At 39.1% G+C, this 24,617-nt stretch carries 24 protein-coding genes; all 24 read right to left on the bottom strand.

The features are described from left to right. The 24 genes from M9H69_RS07325 to M9H69_RS07440 all read right to left on the bottom strand — a co-directional run bounded on the left by M9H69_RS07325 (position 1) and on the right by M9H69_RS07440 (position 24,610). Entirely contained in the window at positions 1 to 339 is a 339-nt protein-coding gene (locus M9H69_RS07325) for a zinc ribbon domain-containing protein YjdM (protein WP_173257664.1), read from the bottom strand. A gap of 210 nt (positions 340 to 549) precedes the next feature. After that, on the bottom strand, positions 550 to 1,068 hold the full coding sequence (locus M9H69_RS07330; protein WP_084872675.1) for a Dps family protein: 519 nt from the start codon (positions 1,066 to 1,068) through the stop codon (positions 550 to 552). Between the two features lie 149 nt (positions 1,069 to 1,217). Further along, positions 1,218 to 2,999 carry an ABC transporter ATP-binding protein gene (locus tag M9H69_RS07335; protein WP_250315249.1) on the bottom strand — a complete coding sequence of 594 codons (1,782 nt, stop codon included), beginning with the start codon at positions 2,997 to 2,999 and terminating at the stop codon, positions 1,218 to 1,220. 8 nt (positions 3,000 to 3,007) lie between these two features. After that, positions 3,008 to 4,744 (bottom strand): ABC transporter ATP-binding protein, encoded by a 1,737-nt coding sequence (locus tag M9H69_RS07340; RefSeq protein ID WP_250315250.1) that lies wholly within the window; start codon positions 4,742 to 4,744, stop codon positions 3,008 to 3,010. Between the two features lie 179 nt (positions 4,745 to 4,923). Continuing rightward, positions 4,924 to 5,682, bottom strand: coding sequence for a triose-phosphate isomerase (gene tpiA, locus M9H69_RS07345; protein ID WP_000087900.1), 759 nt, complete (start codon positions 5,680 to 5,682; stop codon positions 4,924 to 4,926). 96 nt (positions 5,683 to 5,778) lie between these two features. Beyond that, positions 5,779 to 6,456, bottom strand: coding sequence for a DnaD domain-containing protein (locus tag M9H69_RS07350; protein WP_250315251.1), 678 nt, complete (start codon positions 6,454 to 6,456; stop codon positions 5,779 to 5,781). Positions 6,457 to 6,464: 8 nt separating this feature from the next. Next, positions 6,465 to 7,409 (bottom strand): homoserine O-acetyltransferase MetA, encoded by a 945-nt coding sequence (metA, locus tag M9H69_RS07355; protein ID WP_250315252.1) that lies wholly within the window; start codon positions 7,407 to 7,409, stop codon positions 6,465 to 6,467. A gap of 186 nt (positions 7,410 to 7,595) precedes the next feature. After that, positions 7,596 to 8,108, bottom strand: coding sequence for an adenine phosphoribosyltransferase (locus M9H69_RS07360; protein WP_084940090.1), 513 nt, complete (start codon positions 8,106 to 8,108; stop codon positions 7,596 to 7,598). Between the two features lie 377 nt (positions 8,109 to 8,485). Further along, positions 8,486 to 9,838 (bottom strand): ISLre2 family transposase, encoded by a 1,353-nt coding sequence (locus tag M9H69_RS07365; protein ID WP_250315253.1) that lies wholly within the window; start codon positions 9,836 to 9,838, stop codon positions 8,486 to 8,488. Positions 9,839 to 9,984: 146 nt separating this feature from the next. Further along, the gene (locus M9H69_RS07370) at positions 9,985 to 10,824 is read right to left on the bottom strand and encodes a Fic family protein (protein WP_001183258.1); all 840 of its coding nucleotides are present in this window, start codon (positions 10,822 to 10,824) and stop codon (positions 9,985 to 9,987) included. A gap of 69 nt (positions 10,825 to 10,893) precedes the next feature. Then, the gene (locus M9H69_RS07375) at positions 10,894 to 11,136 is read right to left on the bottom strand and encodes a hypothetical protein (protein ID WP_000863487.1); all 243 of its coding nucleotides are present in this window, start codon (positions 11,134 to 11,136) and stop codon (positions 10,894 to 10,896) included. A gap of 90 nt (positions 11,137 to 11,226) precedes the next feature. Further along, entirely contained in the window at positions 11,227 to 12,024 is a 798-nt protein-coding gene (locus M9H69_RS07380; protein WP_250315254.1) for a ParA family protein, read from the bottom strand. 122 nt (positions 12,025 to 12,146) lie between these two features. After that, positions 12,147 to 12,731, bottom strand: a complete 585-nt coding sequence (locus tag M9H69_RS07385; RefSeq protein WP_250315255.1) for a recombinase family protein — start codon at positions 12,729 to 12,731, stop codon at positions 12,147 to 12,149. 440 nt (positions 12,732 to 13,171) lie between these two features. Next, positions 13,172 to 14,809, bottom strand: a complete 1,638-nt coding sequence (locus tag M9H69_RS07390) for a helical hairpin domain-containing protein (protein WP_250315256.1) — start codon at positions 14,807 to 14,809, stop codon at positions 13,172 to 13,174. A 6-nt stretch (positions 14,810 to 14,815) separates the two neighbouring features. Continuing rightward, the gene (locus M9H69_RS07395; RefSeq protein ID WP_084937312.1) at positions 14,816 to 15,187 is read right to left on the bottom strand and encodes a plasmid mobilization protein; all 372 of its coding nucleotides are present in this window, start codon (positions 15,185 to 15,187) and stop codon (positions 14,816 to 14,818) included. Positions 15,188 to 15,393: 206 nt separating this feature from the next. Continuing rightward, positions 15,394 to 15,654, bottom strand: a complete 261-nt coding sequence (locus M9H69_RS07400; protein WP_250315257.1) for a transcriptional regulator — start codon at positions 15,652 to 15,654, stop codon at positions 15,394 to 15,396. A 65-nt stretch (positions 15,655 to 15,719) separates the two neighbouring features. After that, positions 15,720 to 18,944: a PBECR4 domain-containing protein gene (locus M9H69_RS07405; protein WP_250315258.1), complete on the bottom strand. Its 3,225-nt coding sequence runs from the start codon at positions 18,942 to 18,944 to the stop codon at positions 15,720 to 15,722. After that, the gene (locus M9H69_RS07410) at positions 18,931 to 19,290 is read right to left on the bottom strand and encodes a hypothetical protein (RefSeq protein ID WP_020902572.1); all 360 of its coding nucleotides are present in this window, start codon (positions 19,288 to 19,290) and stop codon (positions 18,931 to 18,933) included. The genes M9H69_RS07405 and M9H69_RS07410 overlap by 14 nt, the downstream gene beginning before the upstream one ends. Positions 19,291 to 19,356: 66 nt before the next feature. Next, positions 19,357 to 21,198: a VirD4-like conjugal transfer protein, CD1115 family gene (locus M9H69_RS07415; RefSeq protein WP_250315259.1), complete on the bottom strand. Its 1,842-nt coding sequence runs from the start codon at positions 21,196 to 21,198 to the stop codon at positions 19,357 to 19,359. Continuing rightward, positions 21,199 to 21,738, bottom strand: a complete 540-nt coding sequence (locus M9H69_RS07420; protein ID WP_250315260.1) for a hypothetical protein — start codon at positions 21,736 to 21,738, stop codon at positions 21,199 to 21,201. A 53-nt stretch (positions 21,739 to 21,791) separates the two neighbouring features. Then, a complete protein-coding gene (locus M9H69_RS07425) occupies positions 21,792 to 22,748 on the bottom strand; it encodes an LPXTG cell wall anchor domain-containing protein (RefSeq protein ID WP_250315261.1) in 957 nt (318 codons plus the stop codon). Positions 22,749 to 22,819: 71 nt separating this feature from the next. Further along, positions 22,820 to 23,698, bottom strand: coding sequence for a hypothetical protein (locus M9H69_RS07430; RefSeq protein WP_250315262.1), 879 nt, complete (start codon positions 23,696 to 23,698; stop codon positions 22,820 to 22,822). Continuing rightward, the gene (locus M9H69_RS07435; RefSeq protein ID WP_000035316.1) at positions 23,682 to 23,954 is read right to left on the bottom strand and encodes a hypothetical protein; all 273 of its coding nucleotides are present in this window, start codon (positions 23,952 to 23,954) and stop codon (positions 23,682 to 23,684) included. The genes M9H69_RS07430 and M9H69_RS07435 overlap by 17 nt, the downstream gene beginning before the upstream one ends. A gap of 11 nt (positions 23,955 to 23,965) precedes the next feature. Next, the gene (locus M9H69_RS07440; RefSeq protein ID WP_250315263.1) at positions 23,966 to 24,610 is read right to left on the bottom strand and encodes a hypothetical protein; all 645 of its coding nucleotides are present in this window, start codon (positions 24,608 to 24,610) and stop codon (positions 23,966 to 23,968) included. Positions 24,611 to 24,617 lie beyond the last annotated feature (7 nt).

A 24,617-nucleotide genomic window follows, 5' to 3' on the forward strand; every position in this document is an offset into this window, starting at 1 on the left:
CTAGATTTTCTTAACAAACTCTGACTTGAGTTTCATAGCTCCAAAACCATCAATCTTACAGTCGATGTTGTGGTCACCTTCTACGATACGGATATTTTTAACACGAGTTCCTTGTTTCAAATCCTTTGGCACACCTTTTACTTTCAAGTCCTTGATTAAGGTTACAGTATCACCGTCGGCCAATTTATTTCCATTGGCATCAATAGCAACAACGCCTTCTTCTACTTCTGCAACTTCAGCAGGGTTCCATTCATAGGCACACTCTGGGCATACCAAGAGATTTCCATCTTCGTAGACATATTCTGAATTACATTTTGGGCAATTTGGTAAATTGTTCATAGGTTCTCCTTATAACATTTCACTATTCTTTGAAAATCAAAATTTCTCGAACAGCAACTATTATACCGTAAAATCCTACTTTTGACAATGTGTCCTAAGTCCAGCAGACAAAAAAAGTCATGCACTTTTTACAGTTACATGACTTTTAAAAGATGATTGGTCATGGGCACTTATCAAGCGCCTCATGATAAAAGGGGTAGCAACTATATCTTACAAACCAGGAGCTTGTCCGAGTTCTGCAGCAATCATCCAAACTGTTTTCTCAAGTTCAGCCTTAGCACCAACAAAGATATCGTTTGTAACATCATCGCCTTCTTCATCAGTTACATCCAAAGCTTTTTGGAAAAGAGCGATGAGGTAACGATAAATCGCTAGAACACGTTCCAAGCTTTCTTCAACGTTACGGAATTCTCCTTCTTCTTCTTCGATTTCACTGTGTTGAAGGAATTCTGTCAAAGTTGAATAAGGTTTGCCGCCAAGGGTGATCAAACGTTCGCTGATTTCGTCAAGATAGCCATCAAGGCTGTCCATGTATTCATCCATTTTTGGATGCCATACGAGGAAACCACGACCACGCATATACCAGTGAACTTGGTGAAGGGCAATGTGAGCCACATACAAGTCCGCTACTGCTTGGTTCAATACTTCCTTTGTTTTTGCCAATGCTACTGGCGCTGTTTTAGATAATGTTGTTACATCTTTTACTGCTTCTTTTTTCAATTCAACCATATTTCTTACCTCTTTCATTTTTTTGTAACCATCTTCTTAGTGGTTACAATATAAGTATACTACTACTAGAAAACGATAGCAAGGAAAGTGTACTATCTGAGAAAAGTTGTAATAGACTGATAATTTAAGAATAGTCTGGACAGTTTTAATTAGCCGACTTGCTCGGATTTACTTGAAAATTGGCTTTGATACAGGTCATAATAAAAACCTTTTGCTTGGAGCAAGCTTTCATGATTTCCCTGCTCAATAATCTGTCCATCCTTAAGAACGAGAATCTTATCTGCTTCTTGAATAGTAGAGAGACGGTGAGCGATAACAAAGCTGGTTCTTCCCTTCATCAAGCGTTTCATGGCTTTTTGAATCAAGAGTTCCAAACGGGTGTCAACAGAGGAAGTTGCTTCATCCAGAATGAGAATTTTAGGATTGGCTAGGAGGGCACGCGCGATGGTCAAAAGTTGTTTTTGCCCTAGGGAAATATTGCTTGACTCTTGGTTCATCTCCATGTTGTAACCACTAGGAAGAGTTCGGATAAAGTGGTCTACATTTGCTGCTTTGGCAGCTTCTATTATTTCCTCGTCACTGGCGTCAAGATTTCCAAAACGTAGGTTTTCTTTGATCGTACCTTCATATAGCCAAGCATCCTGCAAGACCATCCCAAACTGACGGCGATAGTCTTGACGTGACAACTGGCGAATATCCTGCCCGTCAACCAAGATTGCGCCTGCTGTGACATCGTAAAAGCGCATAAGCAGATTGATCAAGGTCGTCTTACCAGCTCCAGTAGGACCAACAATCGCCACCATCTCTCCCGGTTGAACTTCTAGATTAAAGTCTCGAATCAATGGTTTGTTTTCAACATACTGGAAGTCAACATGTTGGAAGGTCACCTGACCTGTTAAGGGTTCAAGGATTTCGAGTTCTTCTCCCTTGACTTCCTCTGTCTCATCCAAGATATCGAAGATGCGGTCTAGCGAAGACTTAGCACTTTGCATTTGACCCGCAAGTTGTGTGATGTTTTGGATAGGCTGGCTGACCTGCCAAACGTACTGAACAAAGGCCTGCATATTCCCCACTGTCAAGCGACCCGCAATCACTTGCAAACCACCAAGAACTGCAACGATCAGATAGGTCAAGTCCGATACAGCATGAAGGGCTGGCATCATGAGCCCAGAGATAAAGCTGGCTTTAAAGCCAACACGTTGGAGGTCGTCTGTAATCTTAGAAAATTCTTTATGAGAAGTTTCCTCACGACCGTAGAGTTTCAAGACATTAAAACCTGTGAGATTTTCCTGCACATAGCCATTCATCCGTCCTAAAATAGCTGCCTGCTCTTTAAAATAAGGCTGAGAACGTTTCAGGATACTTCTGGCACCAAAATAGGTCACTGGAATGGATAGAATCACCACTATAGCCAACTGAAAATTCAAGTATAATACCATTCCCATCACGAGGACAATCGTCAGAACGCCATTGACAATTTGGAGGAAAGACTGTTGAAGAGCATTAGACACTGTCTCAACGTCACTGGTAAAGCGCCCCAACAAATCACCAAATTGGTGTTTGTCAAAGAAAGACACAGGGATACGATTGATCTTTTCAGTCATTTCATTTCGCAGATCCTGAGTCATGGACTGGACCGCATTGGTCATGAAATAGTTGGAATAATAAGAACCAAGTTCATACAAGAGACCTCTAAAGAGGTAAATAATTAAAACAGTTCCGATGTAGCCAGTATTGATACGAGCACCTGCAAGACCATTAGCCATATCTAAGAGATTTTTTGTCAACTCCGTAATGGCTAACCCCAAGACAAAAGGCTCCAAGACACTCATGACCACACTCAAAATTTTTAGAAAGACTGCAAAGAAGACAGAAAAACGGTAGGCTTTCAAATAGCTCCACAAACGAGCCAAACTAGATTGTGTTTTCATATTTCCTCCTATTCTTCTGTTAGAGATGCATTTTTCAACTGCGACTCAGCAATCTCACGATAGATGGCATTGGTCTCCATCAATTCTTCATGTCGACCACGACCCACGATTTCACCCTTATCCAGAACGATGATCTGGTCCGCATCCATGATGGTTCCGACACGTTGAGCAACAATTAAAACCGTTGCATTCTGTGTTACTTCCTTGAGACGACGGCGCAAAATGGCATCCGTACGATAATCCAAGGCTGAGAAAGAATCGTCAAAAATATAGATATCAGGATTCTTTATAACAGCTCGGGCAATTGAGAGACGTTGTTTCTGTCCTCCAGAAAGGTTGCTTCCACCTTCGGCTAGATGGGTCGCAAAGCCTTCTTCTCGGCTTTCGATAAAATCTTTGGCTTGCGCCACATCCGCTGCCTGATGTAGGTCTTTGTGACTAGCATCTTCCTTCCCATAGCGGATATTTTCAGCGATAGTTCCTGTAAAGAGTAAAGCCTTCTGCGGGATAAAACCAATCTTTTGACGAAGAGACTTGAGGCGGTAATCCCTCACATCGACACCATCAACCTTGATTTTCCCAAGCGTGACATCGTAAAAACGAGGAATCAATTGCACAAGAGAGGATTTTCCAGATCCGGTCGATCCGATAAAAGCAATGGTTTCACCTGGTTTAGCACTGAAAGAAATATTGTGCAAAACAGGATTTTCCGTCTCACCAGGATAGGCAAATGTGACATTTTCAAATTCCAAATATCCGTGAGTTTCTGTCTCTCTGACTCCTCCTTCATTTGGATCAATAGAAATCGGCATCTCCATAACCTCTTTCAAGCGTTCACTCGAAACCGCTGTACGAGGATACATGGTGAAGAGATTGGATAGGAAAAGGAAGGACAAGAGGGCGTGGAAACTATATTCGATAAAGGCTACTAGGTCCCCAATTTGCAAGCTTCCTTGTTTTATAGGATCCAGAGCAAACCAGACAATAGCTACAATCATGGCAATGATAATCTGAACAAACAAGGGTTCCGTCAAACCGGTTAGTTTAAACAGACGATTGGAATTAGCTGTATAGACTGCATTTTGTCCTGCAAAGCGTTCCTCTTGAAACTCCTCACGGGCAAAGGCACGAATGACACGGAGTCCCATTAGATTTTCCCTGACATATTGGTTTATCTTATCTAAGGTAGCCTGCTGTTTCTCTGATAATGGTCGAGTCTTGACCGCTACATAAATGACCACCACGGCTAAGAAAGGTACTGCAAAGGCCACTATCCAGGCTAATGACGGACTGGTCAGGAAGATCATTAAGATACTAGACAGCATCATCATGGGGGTGATGACACCCAGTTTTAAGGTCTGTTCTGCAAACTGCATGAGAACAAAGGCATCACTGGTAATGCGAGTAACCAGTGAAGACACTCCAATCTGTTCATATTCATGATGAGAATACTCTTGTAATTTGGCATAGAGATCATCCCTCATATCCTTGACCATATTGGTCGTCAGCTTACTAGCAGCGTAGGCTAAGACTATACGCCCCAAGGTTCCACATAGGATAATCACCAGCATAATTGCAGCCCAAACATACAATTGCTGTTCATTCCCTTTATTCACACCTTCATCAATCATCCGAGCCAGAACAGTTGGCAGTCCAAGATTGACAATCACAAAGAAAACCGCTCCAAAGAAATCCAAGAATAACCACTTGGGATATTTTTTCAAATAAGACCAAATATAGAGCATAACTCCCCCTTTCATAACTTTTTGATATAGAAAAGAGCGCGCATCTGCACGCCTTTCTTTCCCTAAGGAACTTTCCTAGTCTAGAAAAATCCCTCTTTCACAAGAATGCTCCAAGTAAAAATAAGACAGGCAGTCAAAGTCACTTAGTACTTTTAACTGTCTGTCTAGAATAAGCTAGATTATTTTACAAAATCAAGCAATGCCAAGAAGCTTTCAGCTTCAAGTGACGCACCACCAACAAGGGCACCGTCAACGTCTGGGCAAGCCATGTATGAAGCAACGTTTTCAGGTTTAACAGAACCACCGTATTGAACACGAACTTTGTCCGCAACTTCTTGACCAAAGTCAGCTGCTACGACGTCACGAACAACTTTACACATTTTTTGTGCATCGTCTTGTGAAGCTGATTTACCGGTACCGATAGCCCAGATTGGCTCGTAAGCGATAACTGTTGAAGCAACTTGTTCAGCTGTCAAGCCAGCCAATGCAGCAGATACTTGAGCACCTACGAATTCAGCCGCTTTACCAGCTTCGTAAGTTTCAAGTGACTCACCACAACAGATGATTGGAAGCATACCGTTTGCAAAGATTGCTTTTGCTTTTTTGTTGATATCTTCGTCAGTTTCATGGAAGTAGTCACGACGTTCTGAGTGACCGATCACAACGTAGTCTGTACCGATTTCTTTCAAAACTTGTGGGCTAGTTTCACCAGTGAACGCACCTGCATTTTCAAAGTAGCAGTTTTGAGCAGCAACTTTAAGGTTTGAACCTTTAGCAGCAGCAAGAACAGCTGTCAAATCAACTGCAGGAGCTGCGATACCTGCTTCAACAAGGTCTGATGAAGGAAGTTTTGATGCAACGGCTTCAACGAATGCTTTTGCTTCTTCTGGATTTTTGTTCATTTTCCAGTTACCAGCGATAAATGGTTTACGTGACATTTCACATACCTCTTTTTTCATTTTATTCACTATTATTCTATCATATTTATAAGGAGCTTGCAAACCTTACTCTAATTTTCAAGATTTTTCAAGCGACTAATCTTGCCACAAATTCATAGCATCGAGGAAATCAGCTGAAGCCTGAACTTGTTTGGGATTGTTCGCTTCTCGCTCTGCTCGTTTGGCCTCCACCTGAGCCACAGACTGGATACCTTCATGGCGCCAGTTACGAAGGATTGCCTGAATGTACTTCCAGTTTGGTTTGCCATTAAAAACCGCCTCTCGGAGAGCTTCCTTGATCAAATCCGCCTTGATTCCATCTTCTTTGACAGTCTTGGAAAGATCTTCGATTTCAAATGGTGTTAACAAGCGCCCCAATTCCTGCTGAAAGGTTTCAACCAGATCCTTCAATTGATTTTTGGAGTTTGGGGCAGTTGTAGCTGGAGTTTGGCTATCTAGCAAGCTATCCAAGCTTTCAAAAGCCAGACTAGCATCAAAAATCAGCTCAATTTCCCCATTTAGTTCAATGGTCCGATATTGTAGCAAACCATTTTCAGTCAAATTCGAAATGGATTGGTTGACATCTGCCACCTCTTTCCCAATGATTTCAGCTATTTGGCTAGGCGAAACATCTCCTAGGGCTGTGGTATTTTGTAAATAGAAAAATTGCCAGACCAGAAAATCTTCGCTGGAAGGAAAGAGTTCCTTAAAATGCAAGAGCAGGGCACTTGGCAAAACCAAGTTCCCTGATTTGAAAGCGTCAAAATATGTCATAATTCCTCTTATAAATATCCAAATGCAGCCGCATCATCCTCTACCTTTTTCCAGTCAAAAGGGGTTTCCTGATAAACTGCATAGTTTACCCAATTGCTGAAAAAGAGGGCAGCTGATGAAGACCAACAGAGACACGGTGTCTCATTCACATCATCATTTTTAAAGTAGTTCTCTGGGATATGAGGGTCGAGCCCCGCCTCATAATCACGAAAATACTCTCTTGCTAAAGTGTCACGATCGTACTCCAAATGGCCAAAACTATAAATCTCACGCAGATCTCGACTAGCTAGGATGGAAACCCCAACCTCAGGACCTTCTGACAGAATCTCAAGATTGGTCTTGTTTAAGATTTCTTCTTTTAAAATCTCAGTATGACGAGAATGAGGAGCTACATAGCGATCATCAAAACCTCTAAAAAGAAGGTGCCCCTCTTTTAAGGTATCCTGTGGGTAAATACCTGATAGTTTCCGATCCATCTGGTGCTTTTCAACGGCATAGCGAACATAAAGACCTGCTTGTGCACCCCAACATATATGCAGGGTTGAAAAAACATGCGTCTTGGACCATTCGATGACCTGCTTGAATTCCTCCCAGTAATCCACCTCCTCAAAAGGCAAATGCTCCACTGGTGCTCCCGTGATAATCATTCCATCAAAAAAGTCATTCTTGACCTCTGGAAAAGTCTTATAGAAAGTTTCCATATGTTCGGCACGAGTCGTCTTTGAACGATGCGTCTCCATATACAAGAAATCAATATCTAATTGCAACGGTGTATTAGCCAAATGCCGCAAAAGTTGCGTTTCTGTTACCATCTTTTGGGGCATGAGATTTAAAATCAAAATCCTCAAGGGGCGAATATCCTGATGAGCGGCCCGTTGGTCGTCCATCACAAAGATATTTTCTGTCCTTAAAATCTCAACAGCTGGTAATTTTTTATCAAGTCGAATCGGCATAATACCCTCCTAACAGTTCTCTATTTCGGGAATGATGTTGTCTGTTTGAAAGTAAAAACCTCCAAATACTTCTTCCCTATATTATACTGTATGAAGATATAGTTTTCAATTATAGTTTTTCTCTAACTAGCTATAGTTAATTTATATAGCGGATGAAGAGAAAACAGCCCCAAGGACTGTTTTTCATTAATAGTGCATAAGTACCTTGTAATCGTAATCTCCGATTTTTTCACGGCCTTTAAGCTCATCCAACTCAATCAAGAAAGCACAACCGGCTACAACACCACCAAGTCTTTCAATCATCTCAATCGTTGCCTTGACAGTTCCACCTGTTGCCAAAAGATCATCTATGATGAGAACACGTTGGCCTGGCTTGATCGCATCAGCATGCATGGTTAAGGTATCAATACCGTACTCTTTCTCATAGTCAGCAGAAATGACTTCACGTGGCAATTTCCCTGGTTTACGAACGGGTGCAAAGCCAATCCCCAACTCAAAAGCAACTGGGCAGCCAACAATAAATCCACGAGCCTCTGGACCCACGATCATGTCGATTTTCTTATCGGTTGCATACTGAACAATTTCACGAACAGCGTAGCTATAGGCATTTCCATCTGCCATCAAAGGGCTGATATCACGGAAGGTAATGCCTTCCTTAGGATAATTTTCAATCGTTGCGATATAATCTTTTAAATTCATCTTTTTCTTTCTTTCAAAGTTTTTTACTCTCTATTATACCATATTTTCTGTGAAAGAAGAAGAGGAAAAGCACTATTGGAGTGTGTCTGTTTTTGGGAGAAAATGAAAAATCACCAATAGAACGTAAATAAAAGACCGAAACTTTCAACTTTTTCCTGTCCCAGTCTTGATTTATTGTTCTTTTGATGATACAATAGCTTTAAACTGATTGAACAAGTGTTGGTTGTTTAATCGGTGGGCGTTTGAGTGTTAGTAGCACTCAGCGCCTTTTGTTCGTGTTTTTTATAATTCCATTATACCACTTTGGGAGGGGAATGCAAGCATTTTCCCAAACTTTTTTTCTAAAAGGCTTGACAAATCATGGTTTCATCTGTTTTTCAATCCCTTTCATCGGTAAGAGCTCCCCAATACTTCGGTTTTCGGTTTGAGAGATTGACCTGTGGTAGTGTATAATCTGATTTTTGAGTATGTTGAAAGTGACCAGGATAATCTTTTTCCTGGTCTTTTATTGTTTGGTAGGATTTCCTCCAATCTCCGAAAAAGAGGTCTCTCAATTCTCCTGTATGGTTTAAAAGAATGGTTTGGCTCATAGTATCAGCGCCTTTCTCACTCCAATACATACCTCTATTTTTCATTCGATACGTCACTTTTCGATGCTGAGATTCCATGATACCAATACCCTTGCTACTGAGTCCAAAGCTCTCAGGATGATCAGTATATTTAAAGTTTTTCAGAAGTTGTCTTCTGAAGCGTTGAAAAGACTCTAATTTTTTGTCTGATTTAATCAAAGATTCAGCCGTATCAAGTACCGTTTTTAGTAACCCCTTATCTCGGCTCTTGACCGCTTCAAAGGCTTGTTTGGTCAGCACTAAAGGAAAAGTACGTAAATTCTTTTTCAGGGCTTGATTCACGTGAAAAGCATCCCAAAAGTGCAAATGCTCTTTAGGCTTAAAAGCACTAACTAAGTCCTTAAAGTCCGTAGGAGAATAGCCTTTACCACCATCAGAATTAGTCACAATGACCGTTTCGGGAGTAATTTCAAAATGCCTAGTCAACAAATCCATTAGTCTATCTTTGGCTTTATGATAGCGTGTAGAGATAACTTCTATCTTGTCTTTTAAGATATTCCTCTTCCCCTTCTTGCTTCCAGTATGGACAACAAAATGACTTAACTCAATAGACTTCTTTTTCCTGTCAGGCATTGCCTGTTTGACCCAAACCCCATCACCTTCAATATAGACTTTCTTTGCTCTCACTTTGTCCTGGTTATCTTCAGACCAGTCTGAAGCTGATAAGGAGTCGTACTCCTCTTTTTCAGCTAGGAGTTCACCTGCCACGTCTAAAGCGTGCTGAACTGTATTCTTGGTGATATAGATTTCCTTTAACATTTCCATCACCGATACAACTTTACGATAGGGCATAAAATTAGCAAGCTTGGTCACCTGGTAAAGTAGCTCCTGAGAAAACCTCGATCTTGGTTCTAGTCCTAGCTTTTCATCAACAGGGATTCGGATGGTGTCATCTTTCTTCCATCTGCTACGTGAAAAGGTCATTTCTCCAAAAGAAAAAATAACTGTCCGCTCTTTTTGATTGATTCTTTTGTACCCCTGCGCTCGCATACTAGGGGCAATGAATTTTTCATAGTTTTCAATCATCTTCAGAAAAGCCCGTTGATTATTTTGGTTCAACTGCCTTGAAAATTCTCTTTCGTCTAACACGGTTATATCCATTTTTGTCACCTCAATCTTCGCTACCGCCTATTATACCCCAAAAACAAGAAAAGAAAAAAGACCTCTCCAAACGGAAGAGGCTATATTTTTATAGTGATTTTAACATTGGCTTATATCATGATTTTAATAGTGATAAAAATCAATATCTAAAGTGATAAACCTTGGTCTTTTTGGTTCTTTGGAGCGGATGCAGTTGGTAAAACCTCTTGATACATTTTCTTTAGAGATAGCTCATGTTGACCACCTAACAATAGATTTTCAAAAAATCTATCCAGGTATTCAGGATTTTTCTTCAGCAATTTTGCATTGTCCAAAACCAGGGCATCCCTGAAGTAACGTGCATTCTCTTTGAACGGGCTATTATCAACTTCAAAGCCTAGTGAACGTAGGTACTTAATCATGAAGACCGTAACAGTTCGGGTGTTGCCCTCTCCAAACGGATGGATTTGCCAAATTCCCGATACAAACTTTTTCAAGTGCTTGACCATTTCTTCAGGTGTCTTCCCTCGATAGTCAAATTGTGACTCCTGGTCAAAATCATAGGTTAAGCTAGCCGAGATAGTTTGATAATGATCATAGATAACGCTATCTCCCTCTAAAATCGGCTCTTTTTTAGTGATGTTATAATGGCGATATTCTCCTAAAGGAATACCTTGGCTTAGAACGCCAAAGAATAGCTCTTTATGGATTGATTTTAGAGTGGTTGGGGCAAACTTGAAGGCGTTGCTTGATAACAGCTCTACAATCCTTAAAGAGACAATATCAGCTTCTTTCGTGCTATCATCGGTCTCTTCATGGTATTTGGTAATTTGGTCATAAATTTGTTGATACTCAATCTTACCTTCAATCTGCTCTTTAGCCAATTCAACCATATAGCGTGATGGCTCAAGACCGTCCACTTGCTGAAGACCAAAGCCAGTCTGCCATAAGTCAAGTTTAGTCTGATAGGAAAGGTTGGGGTTATCAATTTCATAGGTTGGTTGCATAGGTCACCTGCGTAAATAATATTATAGTGATTTTTATCATGATTTTAATTGTGATAAAAATATTGACGATTATTCTTCTTCATAACTCTCAATCCAATTATCAAGGAAAGTTGATGCTCCGCTATATCCTGCTTGCTCCGCAATCCTATCTAGCTTTTCTCGATTTTGGGGCTTCAAGGTGAACTGATAAGGATGTTTGGTCTTCCCTGATGGGCGACCTGCTCTTCGCCCTTGTGATTTTGCCTTAGGGACTGACGGTATTGTCTCGCCTAACGCTTTACTAATTTTGTCCTTTTTGATTTCAAAAGCCATTGCATACCTCTTTTTAAATAGCTATTTATATCATGATTTTAATAGTGATATAAATATTTATTAAAATCATGATTTTTATATTGATTGATATTAGGAGTTATCCGACACGGTCTGAATTTGGATCAGTGTTTCTTCCAAAGCTGAAAAGAAAGCCTCGTGTTCGTTTCGTGATGTTTGGTCAGCCATGATGTCAATAACAGTATTGTCTTTTGATGCACGGTTAAACAATTCCTTTTGAGGAATTTGACCAACAACATTGTCATCATTTTCAAGGACAGATAACAACTCTTTCGATTTTGCCGTATTATGCTTTATCATGTTAGGCAAAAAGTAGAGTTTAGCAGTAATTAGAGACTCACGGCTTGGACGGACAATTTCTGTTTTTCTGTACTCGTCAAGACGGACTTCAAGATTTTGTTTCGCTTCAAAAGCAAAATCGCTTGGCGTAATGGGACTGAAAAGAGCATGACTAACAGCGATAGCATTTCTTGTAGCAATCCCGAAGTCAGGTCTGCAATCTAAAATCACATAGTCGTATTGTGCTAGGTTCTTTGCTTCAAGATTTTCACCTAGCCAGTCATACAGAAACATATTCTGATTAGGATTGGTTTCAAGTCTTCTTTCAGCTTCATCTAGTCTCATAGAACCTGCAATTAAATCAATGTTAGGCGCAACCGATAAAATGGTCACGTCTCCTGAACCAGTAAAGACATTAGCAACTGTTCCTGAATCCTCGTAAACGTCATAAAAGTGTGTTAGGTTGCTTTGATGGTCTAGATCAATAAATAAAACTCTATGACCTTGACTAGCTAAATACTGACCTGTTAGAAGGGCTAAAGTTGTTTTTCCGACTCCACCCTTGATGGCAACAAAGCTGAGTAATTTCATTTATTTCTTTTCTCCTCCCTTTTTCTATACTTCTATTATAATATAAATCATGATAAAAATCAATATAGAAATCATGATTTTAATAAATATTTATATCACTATTAAAATCATGATATAAATCACTATCTTTTTATCTGATATTTTTCACGGTAGCGCCTAAACGTTCGCTCGTTTATGCCTGTTAAGCCTGCCACGTCTTTATCAGACATTCCTGAAAGGTAAAGCTCGAAGGCGTGTTTTAGTCTGCTATCGTCTTCAGTAAAGAGTGCCTTTCTGCCCTGGTATTTGCCCTGAGTTTTTGCAATAGCTATCCCTTGGGCTTGACGTTCCTTGATTCGTTCCCTTTCAGCTTGTGCCTGGTACTTGTATAGCTCTAAAATTAAGTTGTTTAGAAGCCGTCTCAAGTTATCATCTTCAATCCCTCGAAGGGTTGGAAGGTTTAACACTTCCAAGGTAGCCCCTTTAGTTTGTATCTGATTCATGACTTCAGTTAGCTCCTGGTTATTTCTTCCAAGTCGTTCTAGCTCTGTCACAACGACTATATCCCCTTCACGGATATAGTCAAGCATGGCTTTCAACTGTGGGCGGTCTTTGCTGACACCGCTGACCACTTCCTGAAAGAGCCTGTCAACGTGCTTCAGTTGATCCAGTTGCCTATCCAAGTTTTGGTCAGTCGTGCTGACCCTTGCATACCCAATTTTTGTCATATTTCCCCTTTCTATTTTGCCTAACCCTATTGTCCGCCTCCTCATCCCTTTAAAATCAAGAAAACGGCAAGCGGTCAATAGGCTATAGCCTATTGACCGCTTGTAGTAAAGTGGTTTTTATGGAGTGTGAGGGATTCGAACCCTCTAGGCGCTATTTGGTACTTTCTGTAATTAGGATAAACAATTCAATGGTCACTCCAACAGCACCATTAACCACCAAGTTTGAAATAGACAACTTCATAGATACACCTCTTTTCAAGCTAGAAATAGCAATATAGGTTTGAATTAAATCACAAAGAAGCGATATGTCCAAGTTTATCCCTAAAACACTACATACTAATACACACTTTAGCACAAGAGTAATCATCCGCTAAGGTCTATATTAGCAGAATCATTATACTATTTTTAGTTTCAAATTTCAATAAAAATTAGTCTCAAAATTAAATTTCATCCATACTTGTTTCATAATGACTTTTAACATCTTGACGTCTTACTTCAGCGTTACGTTCTAATTTTTCATACTGAGTAAAGTCTTTGACGATACTGTCAAATTTTTCCTTCAGGGCTTTTCGCTCGATGGAGACCTCGACCACCTGCTTTTCAATTTCTTTTGGATTGACTGAAGGTGAAATATTCAATTCTTCCAAAATTTGATAAGCTACTTTGGCATCAATCGGATTCTCTGCGTGAATATCTTCAAGCGCTGAAGCAATTTTATTTAGTCGCTCGATTTTCTCATCCAATCTATCAAGTGACTCTTGTGTTTCTTCAATCTGTCCCAGGAAGCGGTCATGTAACTCATGGAATTGGTCTGAATCGGATACCCCGTGACTAACCAGGTAATTATATTCTTTGACCAACAAATCCAACTTAGAAATGTTAGGGTTCTTGGTTAAGATATATTCTCCGCTTTCGTAGGCAAGTTGATTGATAAGCGTTGACCCTTTCATGAATTTATTGCTTGCTGAATTGTCAGGATTGATGAAATAGAAAAAATCTGACTTCTTGATAAAAATATCAAAACTGCCGTCCTCTTGTTTATCAACAAGACGACTAGGAATTTTGACCGTACCTTGGTTGGCAATACCGTATTGCATTTGAAGATAGATACCTGTGTCCGTTTCATGCTCGACCTGCCACGGTTCAATTTTTACCCGTATTTCAAAATCTTCTGCCTTTTCAGCTTGTAAGGTGTCATACTCACTCTTGATACTTTCTAACGGATAGACGATTTCATTTTTAGCCAGGCGCTCCTTAATTTGCTCTAAGGAATACCTCCCCTTTTTTGATAAAGTGCTGTCACGGGTATTTCTTTTTTGGTCTTTGTCAAGCAATTTATACTTGGCATATTTCCCCGAAAAGTCAACAGCAAGATTTAACGCCTTTGCCTTTTCTTGAAAATCTGAAAGGTTGGTTGAATGCTTCAGGAGAAACTCAAGCCGTGATTTAATTTCTAACTTAAAAACATTTTCTTTTTGGTAAGCTGAATATTCTTTGTGTCCGAATTGATTTTGACGAACAAGAATTTTTGCACCTTCCAGGTCTGCATACTTGTCAGAAATTTGTTCAAGGGCTTTCTTTGTTCCTTTTTGCCATCTGAATTTATTGAGTGTGACCGAGTTAGTGGAATTGATATAAATGTGATTGTGTAGATGTCCCTTATCCATGTGAGTTGCAATGACAAATTGATGACTGCCACCTGTCAATTCAAGAGCTGTCTTCCGTCCTATCTCATGTACTTGCTCAGGTGTCAAATTGTCTTCAGGGGAAAAGGACTGAATGATATGGTGTGCCAAAACATCATTTTTGACCAACTCTTCATTATTGATTGGTCTTCCTTTTTCCAAATTGGCAAGTTGCTTCAACATCATAAATTCTGAATAAGCAGACTCAACATCAATCACCAAATTTCCCGAAACTAGCTGAGAGACTATCTGACCATCTACAATCTTTACAGGAAAGTTCAAATCAGAATCAATCAATTCTGTTCCAATAGTCTTAGCACCATCTTCAATATACTTGATACCATCAGCTAACTTGTTGACCGATTTTATCTGCTTAACTTTTGTAACAACCAAGTCAATTTACTCCCTTCTGTCTCTCATCATTTTTTCAATCATAGCCACTTCTTTATCAAAATTGTCATCCATCAACCGCTTAACTTCTGCAAGTGAATCCTGTAAATTTTGAAAGTTTTCAAGTGTAATTTCTTCATTTGTATTGACGTACTTTGCAAGCTGATTGATATTTGTACCAATACGATTTATCTCCGTTCTTAATTTTATAAGCTCCGAATAATCAACGGTTACGACCTCACCTGTCAAAAGCATATAACGTGCATAGGTATTGAAATTTTTAAATCCGTGAAGTTCCATCCGTTCTTTAATCAATTCATTTTCTCTTGGGGTAACTCTCATTTTTCGCTGAATTTCACGATACCGTTTTTCTTCTGTCATTGATTCTTACCTCATTCATTTTTCTTGACATCTTTGCTGTAGCCCTCTATACTTTTCAAACTGGCAAGCATAGCAATTGGGTACCCAATTGCGAAATTTAAAAGATTTTTCCAACCCCAAATACTGGCAATTCTGCCAATTCGGGGTCGGGAAATCTTTCAAAGTTTTGGGGAAAAGCCCCAAGCCCCTTAGTCGTCTTTCAGACCTTAGTTGACTTCAACTTGTTGAAGCAACTCCTCTTTTAAGGACTGGTAGTCTTCATCAGAAAGAGAGTCAAGATAGGAAATTGTTTCTTGATATTCTTCAGCTAGGTCAGAGTCAATGCTTTTGAGTTCGTCTGCATCTTCATCTAAAAGGGCGATGGCTTTTCTGCGCTTGGCTTCAATAAAGTTTTCATTTCTTGTGTACGTTCCATTCTCGAAATAGAACAAGTTGAGAAGTAATGTTGTTTCAATAGTGTCATTCATTTTTTAGTCCTCCGTTTGTTTTCTGCGACTCATAAAGCCTGCGGATAATTGAGCGACAAGGTCTTTTACAGGCTCATCTCGTTGTCGCTCTTCTGCTCTTTTTTTGGAGCATCTTTCGCCTGCTCTTTCTCTTTAGGTTCAACCTCTTTTTCTTTAGATTGGTTTTTCAAGCGATCAATTTTTTCTTGAAAGGCATCCTTGGTCAGTTCTTTAGTTTGATACTTTTCAAGAGTTTTATCAATTCTTGAAATCAAACTATCTGCTTCTTTTTGTACAATTTTAATTTGACCTTCTAGGTCAGATAGTCCGTCAGGGTCATCTGTCCATGTTGCCAAATAGCCAAAACTGTACTCACTTGTATCTAACCCATAATGACTAGCTACCACAAAAGCAACTGACTCAGCTTGTAATTCTGCGGTACTTCTTTTAAGAGGAGTTTCTTGTAATTTCTCCATATTGTGTAGGTCAGAATGTGCCATTTCATGAAAGATTGTTTTTAGTGTTTGTTGCTCGGACATCCCTTGCTTAATTACAATTTCATTGTTGGTTACGGAATAAAAACCGTTAGAGCCTTTGGTGTCTTTGCTGAAAGAAAGGGGAACACCATTAGCTTCAGATACCTCTTTAGCTGACTTGTAAAGATTGCCATAATCTTCATAAGTCCCCTCAAGTTCATAGATTGGTTTGGGTAATTCTTTTCCATTTGTCTGTGAGACATCAAAGACTGGGACAAGTTTGAAAGACATAAATGTTTGTTCATTTCCATTCTCATCTAAGAGTGGTTCATTAGTTTTAGGGTCTCGTCTTTTTAGAGTTATAGGGGCAAAAATCCGTAATGACTTTTCTCCCTTATTGACACTTCTCTCAAATTCATCCTTCCACTTTTTGAAGGATGCCACGTGAGAAGCTTCAGGGTTTTGCATTAAAATCAACTGAATATTTCTCGGTGAGTAATTGTGAAATTTACTCATTGTGGTCAAGTATTGTTTGTAAGTGTCAGACTGAAAATAGTCTTTAACGCCATCTTTCAAAAGTTGAGAAAGCCCCTTACTGTCTTTTGCCTGAATCAGTTCAGCAATGCTTTTTTGTGGTTCAGGTGAAGGTTGATTTTGATTATTTGGATGATTGCTGTCAATCGGGTTTGACCCATAACTAACCTCTTCCTGGTCTGACTTTCCGTCACCGTCTGTGTCAGCATTAAAAGGACTTGTCCCTTGAGCTTTTTCAACTTCATCAGGAATACCATCACCATCTGAATCACGTTCAAGCTCTTCTTTTCGTGCTTCAGCTTGTTTTTTCTCTTCGTCTTCTCTGAGAATTTGCTCAATGCGATTTCTCAAATTTGGTTCATTATTGTCTGCCATAGCTAGACCTCCATTTTGTAAATTTGGTTCATCTTTAAAGGGTTCAAAATCTTTATTTTGTCGCAATATATCAAGCATTGCTTGTCCATTATCTTTAACAAATTCAGGATTGATTGACATTGTTTTGATGCTGTCGTCTTTCTCAACAAAGACCCCTAATATCGTTTTTTCTTGATTTAAAGTATCCAGTTCAATGTTGAGCGTTCGGCTAGGCTTCAGCAATGTTGCAGGGAAGGTTGAGTTATCATCCGTCCGAAAAGCTAAAAGAATATCTTTATCGTCTGAACGAATAGCACTTGAAACATCTAACCGCCCCATCTTCTCAACGGAAGATAAATCATCAAAGACAAAAGAATCTGACTCAAAGATTTCAGGGAGCATAGGGAGTAATTTTGCCTTATCTCTAAAGCCAATCCCAACTGTTAAATTTGCAAAATCGCCTTTTCCTGAAGCTACGTCTTCAATGAATTGCTCTGATAAATTTTCAGCCCACTCATGATAAACAGGAGCAATCCCTGTCAAGTGCATCCAATGCCTTTTTTCAAAATCCACCTGAAGCATCTGAACGTCTTCTTTATCCTGGTAAAAATACGTGACCTTACTATCAGCCAACTCATTAAGATACCAGTCAGCCGATTTTTGAAATTCTTCAGCGTAACGATTGAGATACCTCAAATCTTTATCAGTCGCATAATGATAGCCATTTCTAAGCCCAACACTTGACTCTTTTGACCTATCAATGTTAAAATATAATTGAACATTGGCAGGAAAATCAGGTTGAGTCTTTGACTCTTCAGGCTGTGGTGCTGTCCTTGAAGGTTCGCCTTCTAAATAACCGGAATTGCGATTGATTAGTTCGCCCCCAATGTTATTAAGTGGCTCTTGACTTCGGTCAAGGGCTTTTTCTTTGCTCTCCTTCAGGTAATCATTCCAGTCCATCTTGTCCTGACTTTCCAATCTCGGGGGGAGATCTGGAGTCAATCCAATTTCTTTATTGGTCAACCGCTCAATAAAGGCGTGACCTGCTTCATCATTATCAACTGCAAGGGTAATTAAGTCCTGGTGCTTTCCATCCTTAAAAAAAGTGCTTAATTTAGCTGTTTTAGCGAGGAAGGAAGATTTTTTCTCCTGGTCAACCTCATCATCAAGTTCACCAACTTCAGACAAGAGTTCTGCCACGTGACGACTCACCGTTGATTCTTTTAAGCCATCCATCGCAACCAGGCGGACATCTTCAAGACTATCCTTGTGAAGCTCATAATAGCTCATCAAATCAATAGGAGCTTCCGCAAAGACTAATCGTTTAGGTGTTCCAATATCAACGTGCATTCCCGTCATACCATCAGAAGCCCTCATAATCTGTTTTAAGCGCCCTCTCTCGTAAAGGTCATGATTTTCCTTAATACCTTGAAGAGAAGCGCCTATAACCTCTCCTTGGTTGTCTAAACTCTTGAAAACAATGACAGGTTCATAGTAGTCCCCTGTCTTTTTAGTTGCTTGTGATAAGACGTTTTTTTCTACGAAAAAATCGATCGTCTCATCAGACAAGCCCCTGACATCCTTCAGATATTCCCTGGCTTCTATGAACTTAGTTTCATAAGGCTCAAGGTAATAGCTGAAGGGTTCTTTTTCAGGAACGTTGGTCACATCGACCACGTCAAAACTACCTTCTTCCAAGAAGTGTTTTGCTTGCTTAAAAGAAAGCTTCTCCCCTGTCAATTCTTCCTGAACGACTTGAACCATTTTAATCACATCACCGCCATTGCTACGGGCAAACCAATTGAAATAGTTTTCCCTAACATTGATAGTGAAAGAGTCATGTTCTTCCCAAGTGTAAGTATAGCTTCCTGTTCGCTGTAAACTCATGCCCAGGCTTTCTGCCACTTTTAGAATTGACAGGGCTTTGAGTTCTTCAATACTCGCCATCTATCCTGCTCCTTACCTCTATTTCTTCCTGAAGCAAGCTATCAATATTAGCTTTTAAGTAAATCAGCTTTTCCTTAGAAGGTTCAATCTCCTCAACTTCAAGCACTCCTCTATACCGTTTAGGGTAGCTAAAAAGCTGTGTAGAGACTGCTTGAAAATCTTCAACGTCTAACGTCTTAATCAAGATGCTGACAAAGTCATTTAAGACCTCCCCCTGGTTGCTCTTTCCAGTCACTTGATGCTCAAGTGCAAACTGTTTGAGTGCTTCCGCCATCGTTGGCATCTCAACGACTGAAAAGAGGGTATCAAAGTAACCTATCCCCCTCATATTAGTTGTTTGTGTCATGTTTTCCTCCTTTTCCTCAAAATACAAAAGAAACCTGGTAGGCAATCCTAACAGGTTTTCTTTTGGTTAAGCCACTTCCTCAAATGGTAATTTTACTTCTAGCACCTTTGCGCTAGTTGTTTCTATCACCCTATCATGGTTGACGTTGGCATCCCAGTCATCCATATCAGACATGGAACGGGTATAACGATACCAGTTCGTATCACTTGGACTATTCGCCAGTTCTTTAGCACGTGGATGCTGAAGAACGTTAGTTTTCTTATCTCTGAAGACATTTTGTTTAGAGATAAAGATTAAGGCTTCATCAACCCCAATACGAGCCACCTCATCAGGTGTGAGAAGGTCACGCTGAATGGTTTGAATAGACTGACTGCTTGACCCTTGCGTTCCTCTTGTTTGCGACTGATTCTTAACATTGATAGTCTGCTTACCGCTTCGCATTGAGAAATAGTTCATTGTTTCCTTATCATTCGTCCCCAAGTAAACTAGGGTAGCACAGTTATTGAATATGGTCTCCCATTGGTCTTTATAGAGTGCCTTCAATTGACTGATGGCTTGAATGATAATATCAATTGAAATCTCACGGGAGCGAACTGAAGAAAGTGTTTCCGTGAAGTGTGGGAAACGTCCAAAGTTGGCAAACTCATCTAAGATAAGTCTGATATGTAACAAGTCTTCAGGTTTGCACGTTGGATGGTCTCCCTGAAGGATTTCATCCGCTGTCTTTGGTAGCTGCCTAAACATCATGGTAAACATAGTCGTTGCAATAAAGTTGAAAGACTTATCTGTTTCAGGAATAGCGATAAAGACGGCTGTTTTTTCAATCTGCCATTTTTCCATTTCCATTGAGTCACGGGCGGTCAGGTTTCTAACCGCATCATGGTCAAAGACGGCAAAACGTGAAGAAGCAATAGATAATACAGACGTCATTGTTTTGCCTTCAAAGTTGCTATTAAACAATTCCCACTGTCTATTAGCATAGTTTCCTGGCAATTCTTCTTCAAGTTCTTCAAACAGTCTTTCAACCACGCTTGGAGTATCTTCATCCTCACGCTTGATATTTCTTAAAAGGTCTGCAACCTGAGCGATATTTGGCTCATACTTCTTCAGGACTTTTCCGTCAAAGTAGAGATACCCAATCAACGCCCTCATCAAAAGCATTTCAGCCTGATTCCAAAAATCCTCACCTGTGTTATCTGACCGTTTTGTCCCTGCGATAATCGCTTCAGCAACTCTATCAATATCTAGCTCATCGTGCATATAGTGAAAGACGTTGAACTGATTAGAGTTGGTCAGAGTGACCAGGTCAAAGATTTTGATTTTATAGCCGTGATCTTCAAGCATTTTTCCTGTCTCACGGACAAGAAGACCTTTCGGGTCAGTGATAACAAATGAACTATTCATTTGCATCAGGTTAGGTTTCACAAAGGTGAAAGTTTTCCCGTCCGCTGGTAAACCGACTATCAGCGTGTTCTTGTTTAATTGACGGTTGAAAGGGAGGCGTTTATTGAAAAGTCCCATTCGTCCATTTTGACTGAAAATCATATCATTTTCAGGTTCTTTATCCCGAAAAGAAGCTATTTCCTTGTTCGTGGCGTACCGTGCCGACCCGTATTCCTCCCCGTAGCGGTAGCGCCCTTTGTCACCAACTCGAAAGTAAAACATCAGGACAACAAAGAGAGCTAAACCGCCACCATATAGACTAGCTTGAGTGAAGTTAAAGTCAATAAAAGACTTACTTGTCCAATTCTCCATCATCCAATCCAAACGGGCATTATCTATAAAGGTAACTCCTTCAGTTGCAGGTGCTATGTCATAAAGCTTGACCAACCAATGCACCGCATAGCAAAGGATAAGACCCACAATCAAATAAGGGAGAAAGCGACGTTTTTTCTGTTCTGTAACCATCTATAACCCCTTTTCATCTTTCGCAATAGCCTTCTTAGGCGTTGGTGTTTTAACCTTATCTTTAGTTTTGATTTCTGCGGTAACCTTTTTCTTGTAGTAAGTCAATTTCTCCTTTAAAGTCATGGTCTTTGGTGTTTTGATAAGATTTTTAGTAAGTTTTTCTGCCTTTTCAGGTTCAGTTAAATCATTGATGACCCCTTTGAAACTTGCTTCTAAGGCTTGCACGTTCTTTGCATCGATGGCAACTGTACTTGTACCGTCCTTATTATCCATAATGGAAAATCCCACATTGTAACCTTTTAAGTATTCTTCCAAACGTTCTGTGTTCAGTTCAGAGTTCAGAAACGTTTCAAAATGTTTTGTATCCTTTGTTGCCATAAACTGATTCCAGTTGGTTTTATCCGTATATGTCTTGTTTTCAAGATAGTGATTTAGTTTGTGATACGATTCTTCAAGTGCATAATACATTGATTTTAGAAGCATTTCGCCTGTTAATTTATATATATCGGCTACTTTCATTCCTATTCTCTCCTGATCCATTTTTATCCTCCTTTCTAAAAAAAGCACTCAAAAGAGTGCTTTTATCGTATTCCTTAATTTGAACGTTTCTTTAAGAAAAAACTAATGACGATAGCCAATAATCCAAAACCTGCAGATGTTAGTAATATACTTTCTTTAAGACCAGTATTTGGAAGTGTTTTGAGTTTCCCATCTTTGTCAGTAACCGAGATAGTCTTATCTTCATTAACCGTTCCTCCAATTACCTCAGGCGCTACTACAGAGCCATCTGAGAGGACAACGTTTCCGTTCTGAGTGCTTACAATTGAAGCTCCTGTTTCTGTCTGTACTGGTGAACTAGGAGACACTTCTTGAACAACTTGACCTGTTACTTGCGACGTTGTTCCTACCTGAGAAGCACCTGCTTCTACAGCTGTTTGAGCAGATACACCAGGATTGTTTGTTGGCACTTTAACATCAGGAATTAAGGTAGTTGTTCCCCCATCAATAGTTGAAACACTAACCTTATTATCTGACGTAGCATTGTCTTTTTTGTTCTTATCTTCAGAAGTCGGTGTAGTTGCTGTAGTTGTAGTTGCTGAAGAGCTGCTACTTGATGAAGCTGCTGAGCTTGAACCAGTTGCTACAGTTGTTCCAGGATCAGTTGGAGCTACAACAGAAGGTTGTTCTGAAGGTGAAGTTGGTACAGAAGGTACAGTTGTATCACTTGATGGAGCTGTTGTAGTTCCAGTATTTGGTGATACAGCAGGAACAGTTGTATCACTTGATGGAATTGTTGTAGTTCCAGTGTTTGGCGCTACAGCAGGAACAGTTGTATCACTTGATGGAATTGTTGTAGTTCCAGCGTTTGGCGCTACAACAGGAACAGTTGTAGCATTTGATGAAGCTGTTGTAGTTCCAGTATTTGGTGATACAGCAGTAATAGCAGTTTCATTTTGTGAAGCGTTTGTATCTGCATAAACCATTTGAGCGCTCGCTGAAGCAAGTACGACAATAGATGATAGTGTGATGATTTTAGCCCATTTTTTCATGTTTTCTTCCTCTTTAATATTTATTTTAATGTTTATTTTAATATTTGTTTTAATATTTATTTTAATGTTTGTTATTCTGCAAAACCTGTAATGATAGGTTTACCTACGATTACATAACCATACATTGATTTTTCCTCTTCACGTACAGGAAGAGTCATTCTAATCGTTTTAATATTATTCGAGTCTTCTGTTGTAGTGATTACAAATGTAACTTGAATAATATCTTGTGATTCGGTTAGTGATTCGTAAATTGTTGATTGTGCTTGAACTCCTTTTTTGAGTTCAAGACCTTCAGTTTTCATTTCACTGCTTAAAAAATCTACAATATTTTCGCTTTTTCCAGTATAGAAATTTGCGATAAAAAATCTACCAAAAACTTCAATTTTCCCTTGTTTCTCTTCAAGTTGTATCCGATTTTCAAGATCATTAATTTTCTTAGATTGAACTTGAACAAGAGATAGTGAAACAATAGATGCTATTGTAATTAAACAGATAACTATTGTAAGAACAAGCGAACCAAACCTTAATTTTCTAGTTTTTACTGGCTTATCTGAGACTGATTTATTAATCAATTTCTCTGTCTCTTTTTTTTCTTCAACCAGGTTATTTTGAGATTGTTCTACGCTCTTAAGAGATTCTAACTTTTTATCTTTTTTAACAGAGGTACGCTTTTCTTTTTTCTGCTTATTTGATTTTAAAAATCCAAATGATTTTTTTTCTCTTTTAAAACCAAACCCTGAGAGCGCTTCTTCCACAATTGATTCAAGAGGGAGAGATAAAGATAGGCTGTCTAAAATGATCCCCTCTTCTCCCAATTGGTCTATTTGAATAGTTATAGTTTCTCCTCTATCTTCTGCCCAAACCGACCTATCATTAATAAGAGATAGTAATTCATCCCTATTTTGACAGGTTTCTTGCTGATTTGTTTGTAGATTAATAATTCTGAACATGACCCTCACCGACCTCTTCAGAAGAATTTACCTGGTTAGAATTATTAAATGCAAAATTTTCAAATTCATCAAAAGACTTACCTGACTCAGCCATTAACGCAATGATATATTCTGCTTGAAGTGCATTAATTTTCGCTTCATACTCTTTTTCCTTTTGATTCAAGGCTCTTTTCTGTTCTTGAATTTTTTCTAACTCAGCATTAAATTTTTCAAGTTTGCCCTTCAATGATTGTGTTTGTGTCTTTTTTGGTGCCATATTTTTCTCCTTTAATTTGAATTTGAGGTGCTAGGTGTTGTCGTTGGTTTTGTTGATGAATCTGTTGTAGAACCTTCAGATGGTTTTGTACTATCCAAAATTCCATAGTCGCCTGTTTGATCTGTTAAAATAATGGATTCCATCTTATTTACTTTCATTTTGCCATTTTCATTAGTATAACTTATTCTCAGCGTCTTTTTGTTCAAAACATTTTTTTGAGCAGTGTTATAGTTTTTCTTTTCATCTAGTAAAGTATTTACATAATTTACTTGCGCTATAACTTGTAATTTGTCTTGATTGATATAAATTTCTGCTGATTTAAACTGAAAATCTACAACAAATCCTTTATATGTTTGGCTCACAGGTTCTTCTTCTTTAGCTATTGTTTGTTTATATAGACCATCAGTCATATATTCTTTATAGCGATTCCTATTCTCTCCAAGATCTTTTTTGGTATAATAGTTCACTAAAAATTCTTTTACCTCTTCCTGATTAAGCCCCTCCTTTGTTGTTGTCTGTTTACTTTCAGCAATTTCCTTTTTTTGATTGTGATCTGCTACTGTTTGTCCTATACCTACTCCAATAAATCCGGCAAGGATAATCAATAGTATATAACCAATAAATTTTATTACTTTTAATTTAGATGAATCTATCATAATTCTC

Source organism: Streptococcus oralis (assembly GCF_023611505.1).
In the GTDB taxonomy this organism is placed as follows: domain Bacteria; phylum Bacillota; class Bacilli; order Lactobacillales; family Streptococcaceae; genus Streptococcus; species Streptococcus oralis_CT.

Coding starts and splice junctions, on each gene's coding strand:
- M9H69_RS07325 (WP_173257664.1), bottom strand. CDS start 339: ATGAACAATTTACCAAATTGCCCAAAATGTAATTCAGAATATGTCTAC.
- M9H69_RS07330 (WP_084872675.1), bottom strand. CDS start 1,068: ATGGTTGAATTGAAAAAAGAAGCAGTAAAAGATGTAACAACATTATCT.
- M9H69_RS07335 (WP_250315249.1), bottom strand. CDS start 2,999: ATGAAAACACAATCTAGTTTGGCTCGTTTGTGGAGCTATTTGAAAGCC.
- M9H69_RS07340 (WP_250315250.1), bottom strand. CDS start 4,744: ATGCTCTATATTTGGTCTTATTTGAAAAAATATCCCAAGTGGTTATTC.
- tpiA (WP_000087900.1), bottom strand. CDS start 5,682: ATGTCACGTAAACCATTTATCGCTGGTAACTGGAAAATGAACAAAAAT.
- M9H69_RS07350 (WP_250315251.1), bottom strand. CDS start 6,456: ATGACATATTTTGACGCTTTCAAATCAGGGAACTTGGTTTTGCCAAGT.
- metA (WP_250315252.1), bottom strand. CDS start 7,409: ATGCCGATTCGACTTGATAAAAAATTACCAGCTGTTGAGATTTTAAGG.
- M9H69_RS07360 (WP_084940090.1), bottom strand. CDS start 8,108: ATGAATTTAAAAGATTATATCGCAACGATTGAAAATTATCCTAAGGAA.
- M9H69_RS07365 (WP_250315253.1), bottom strand. CDS start 9,838: ATGGATATAACCGTGTTAGACGAAAGAGAATTTTCAAGGCAGTTGAAC.
- M9H69_RS07370 (WP_001183258.1), bottom strand. CDS start 10,824: ATGCAACCAACCTATGAAATTGATAACCCCAACCTTTCCTATCAGACT.
- M9H69_RS07375 (WP_000863487.1), bottom strand. CDS start 11,136: ATGGCTTTTGAAATCAAAAAGGACAAAATTAGTAAAGCGTTAGGCGAG.
- M9H69_RS07380 (WP_250315254.1), bottom strand. CDS start 12,024: ATGAAATTACTCAGCTTTGTTGCCATCAAGGGTGGAGTCGGAAAAACA.
- M9H69_RS07385 (WP_250315255.1), bottom strand. CDS start 12,731: ATGACAAAAATTGGGTATGCAAGGGTCAGCACGACTGACCAAAACTTG.
- M9H69_RS07395 (WP_084937312.1), bottom strand. CDS start 15,187: ATGACAGAAGAAAAACGGTATCGTGAAATTCAGCGAAAAATGAGAGTT.
- M9H69_RS07400 (WP_250315257.1), bottom strand. CDS start 15,654: ATGAATGACACTATTGAAACAACATTACTTCTCAACTTGTTCTATTTC.
- M9H69_RS07405 (WP_250315258.1), bottom strand. CDS start 18,944: ATGGCGAGTATTGAAGAACTCAAAGCCCTGTCAATTCTAAAAGTGGCA.
- M9H69_RS07410 (WP_020902572.1), bottom strand. CDS start 19,290: ATGACACAAACAACTAATATGAGGGGGATAGGTTACTTTGATACCCTC.
- M9H69_RS07415 (WP_250315259.1), bottom strand. CDS start 21,198: ATGGTTACAGAACAGAAAAAACGTCGCTTTCTCCCTTATTTGATTGTG.
- M9H69_RS07420 (WP_250315260.1), bottom strand. CDS start 21,738: ATGGATCAGGAGAGAATAGGAATGAAAGTAGCCGATATATATAAATTA.
- M9H69_RS07425 (WP_250315261.1), bottom strand. CDS start 22,748: ATGAAAAAATGGGCTAAAATCATCACACTATCATCTATTGTCGTACTT.
- M9H69_RS07430 (WP_250315262.1), bottom strand. CDS start 23,698: ATGTTCAGAATTATTAATCTACAAACAAATCAGCAAGAAACCTGTCAA.
- M9H69_RS07435 (WP_000035316.1), bottom strand. CDS start 23,954: ATGGCACCAAAAAAGACACAAACACAATCATTGAAGGGCAAACTTGAA.
- M9H69_RS07440 (WP_250315263.1), bottom strand. CDS start 24,610: ATGATAGATTCATCTAAATTAAAAGTAATAAAATTTATTGGTTATATA.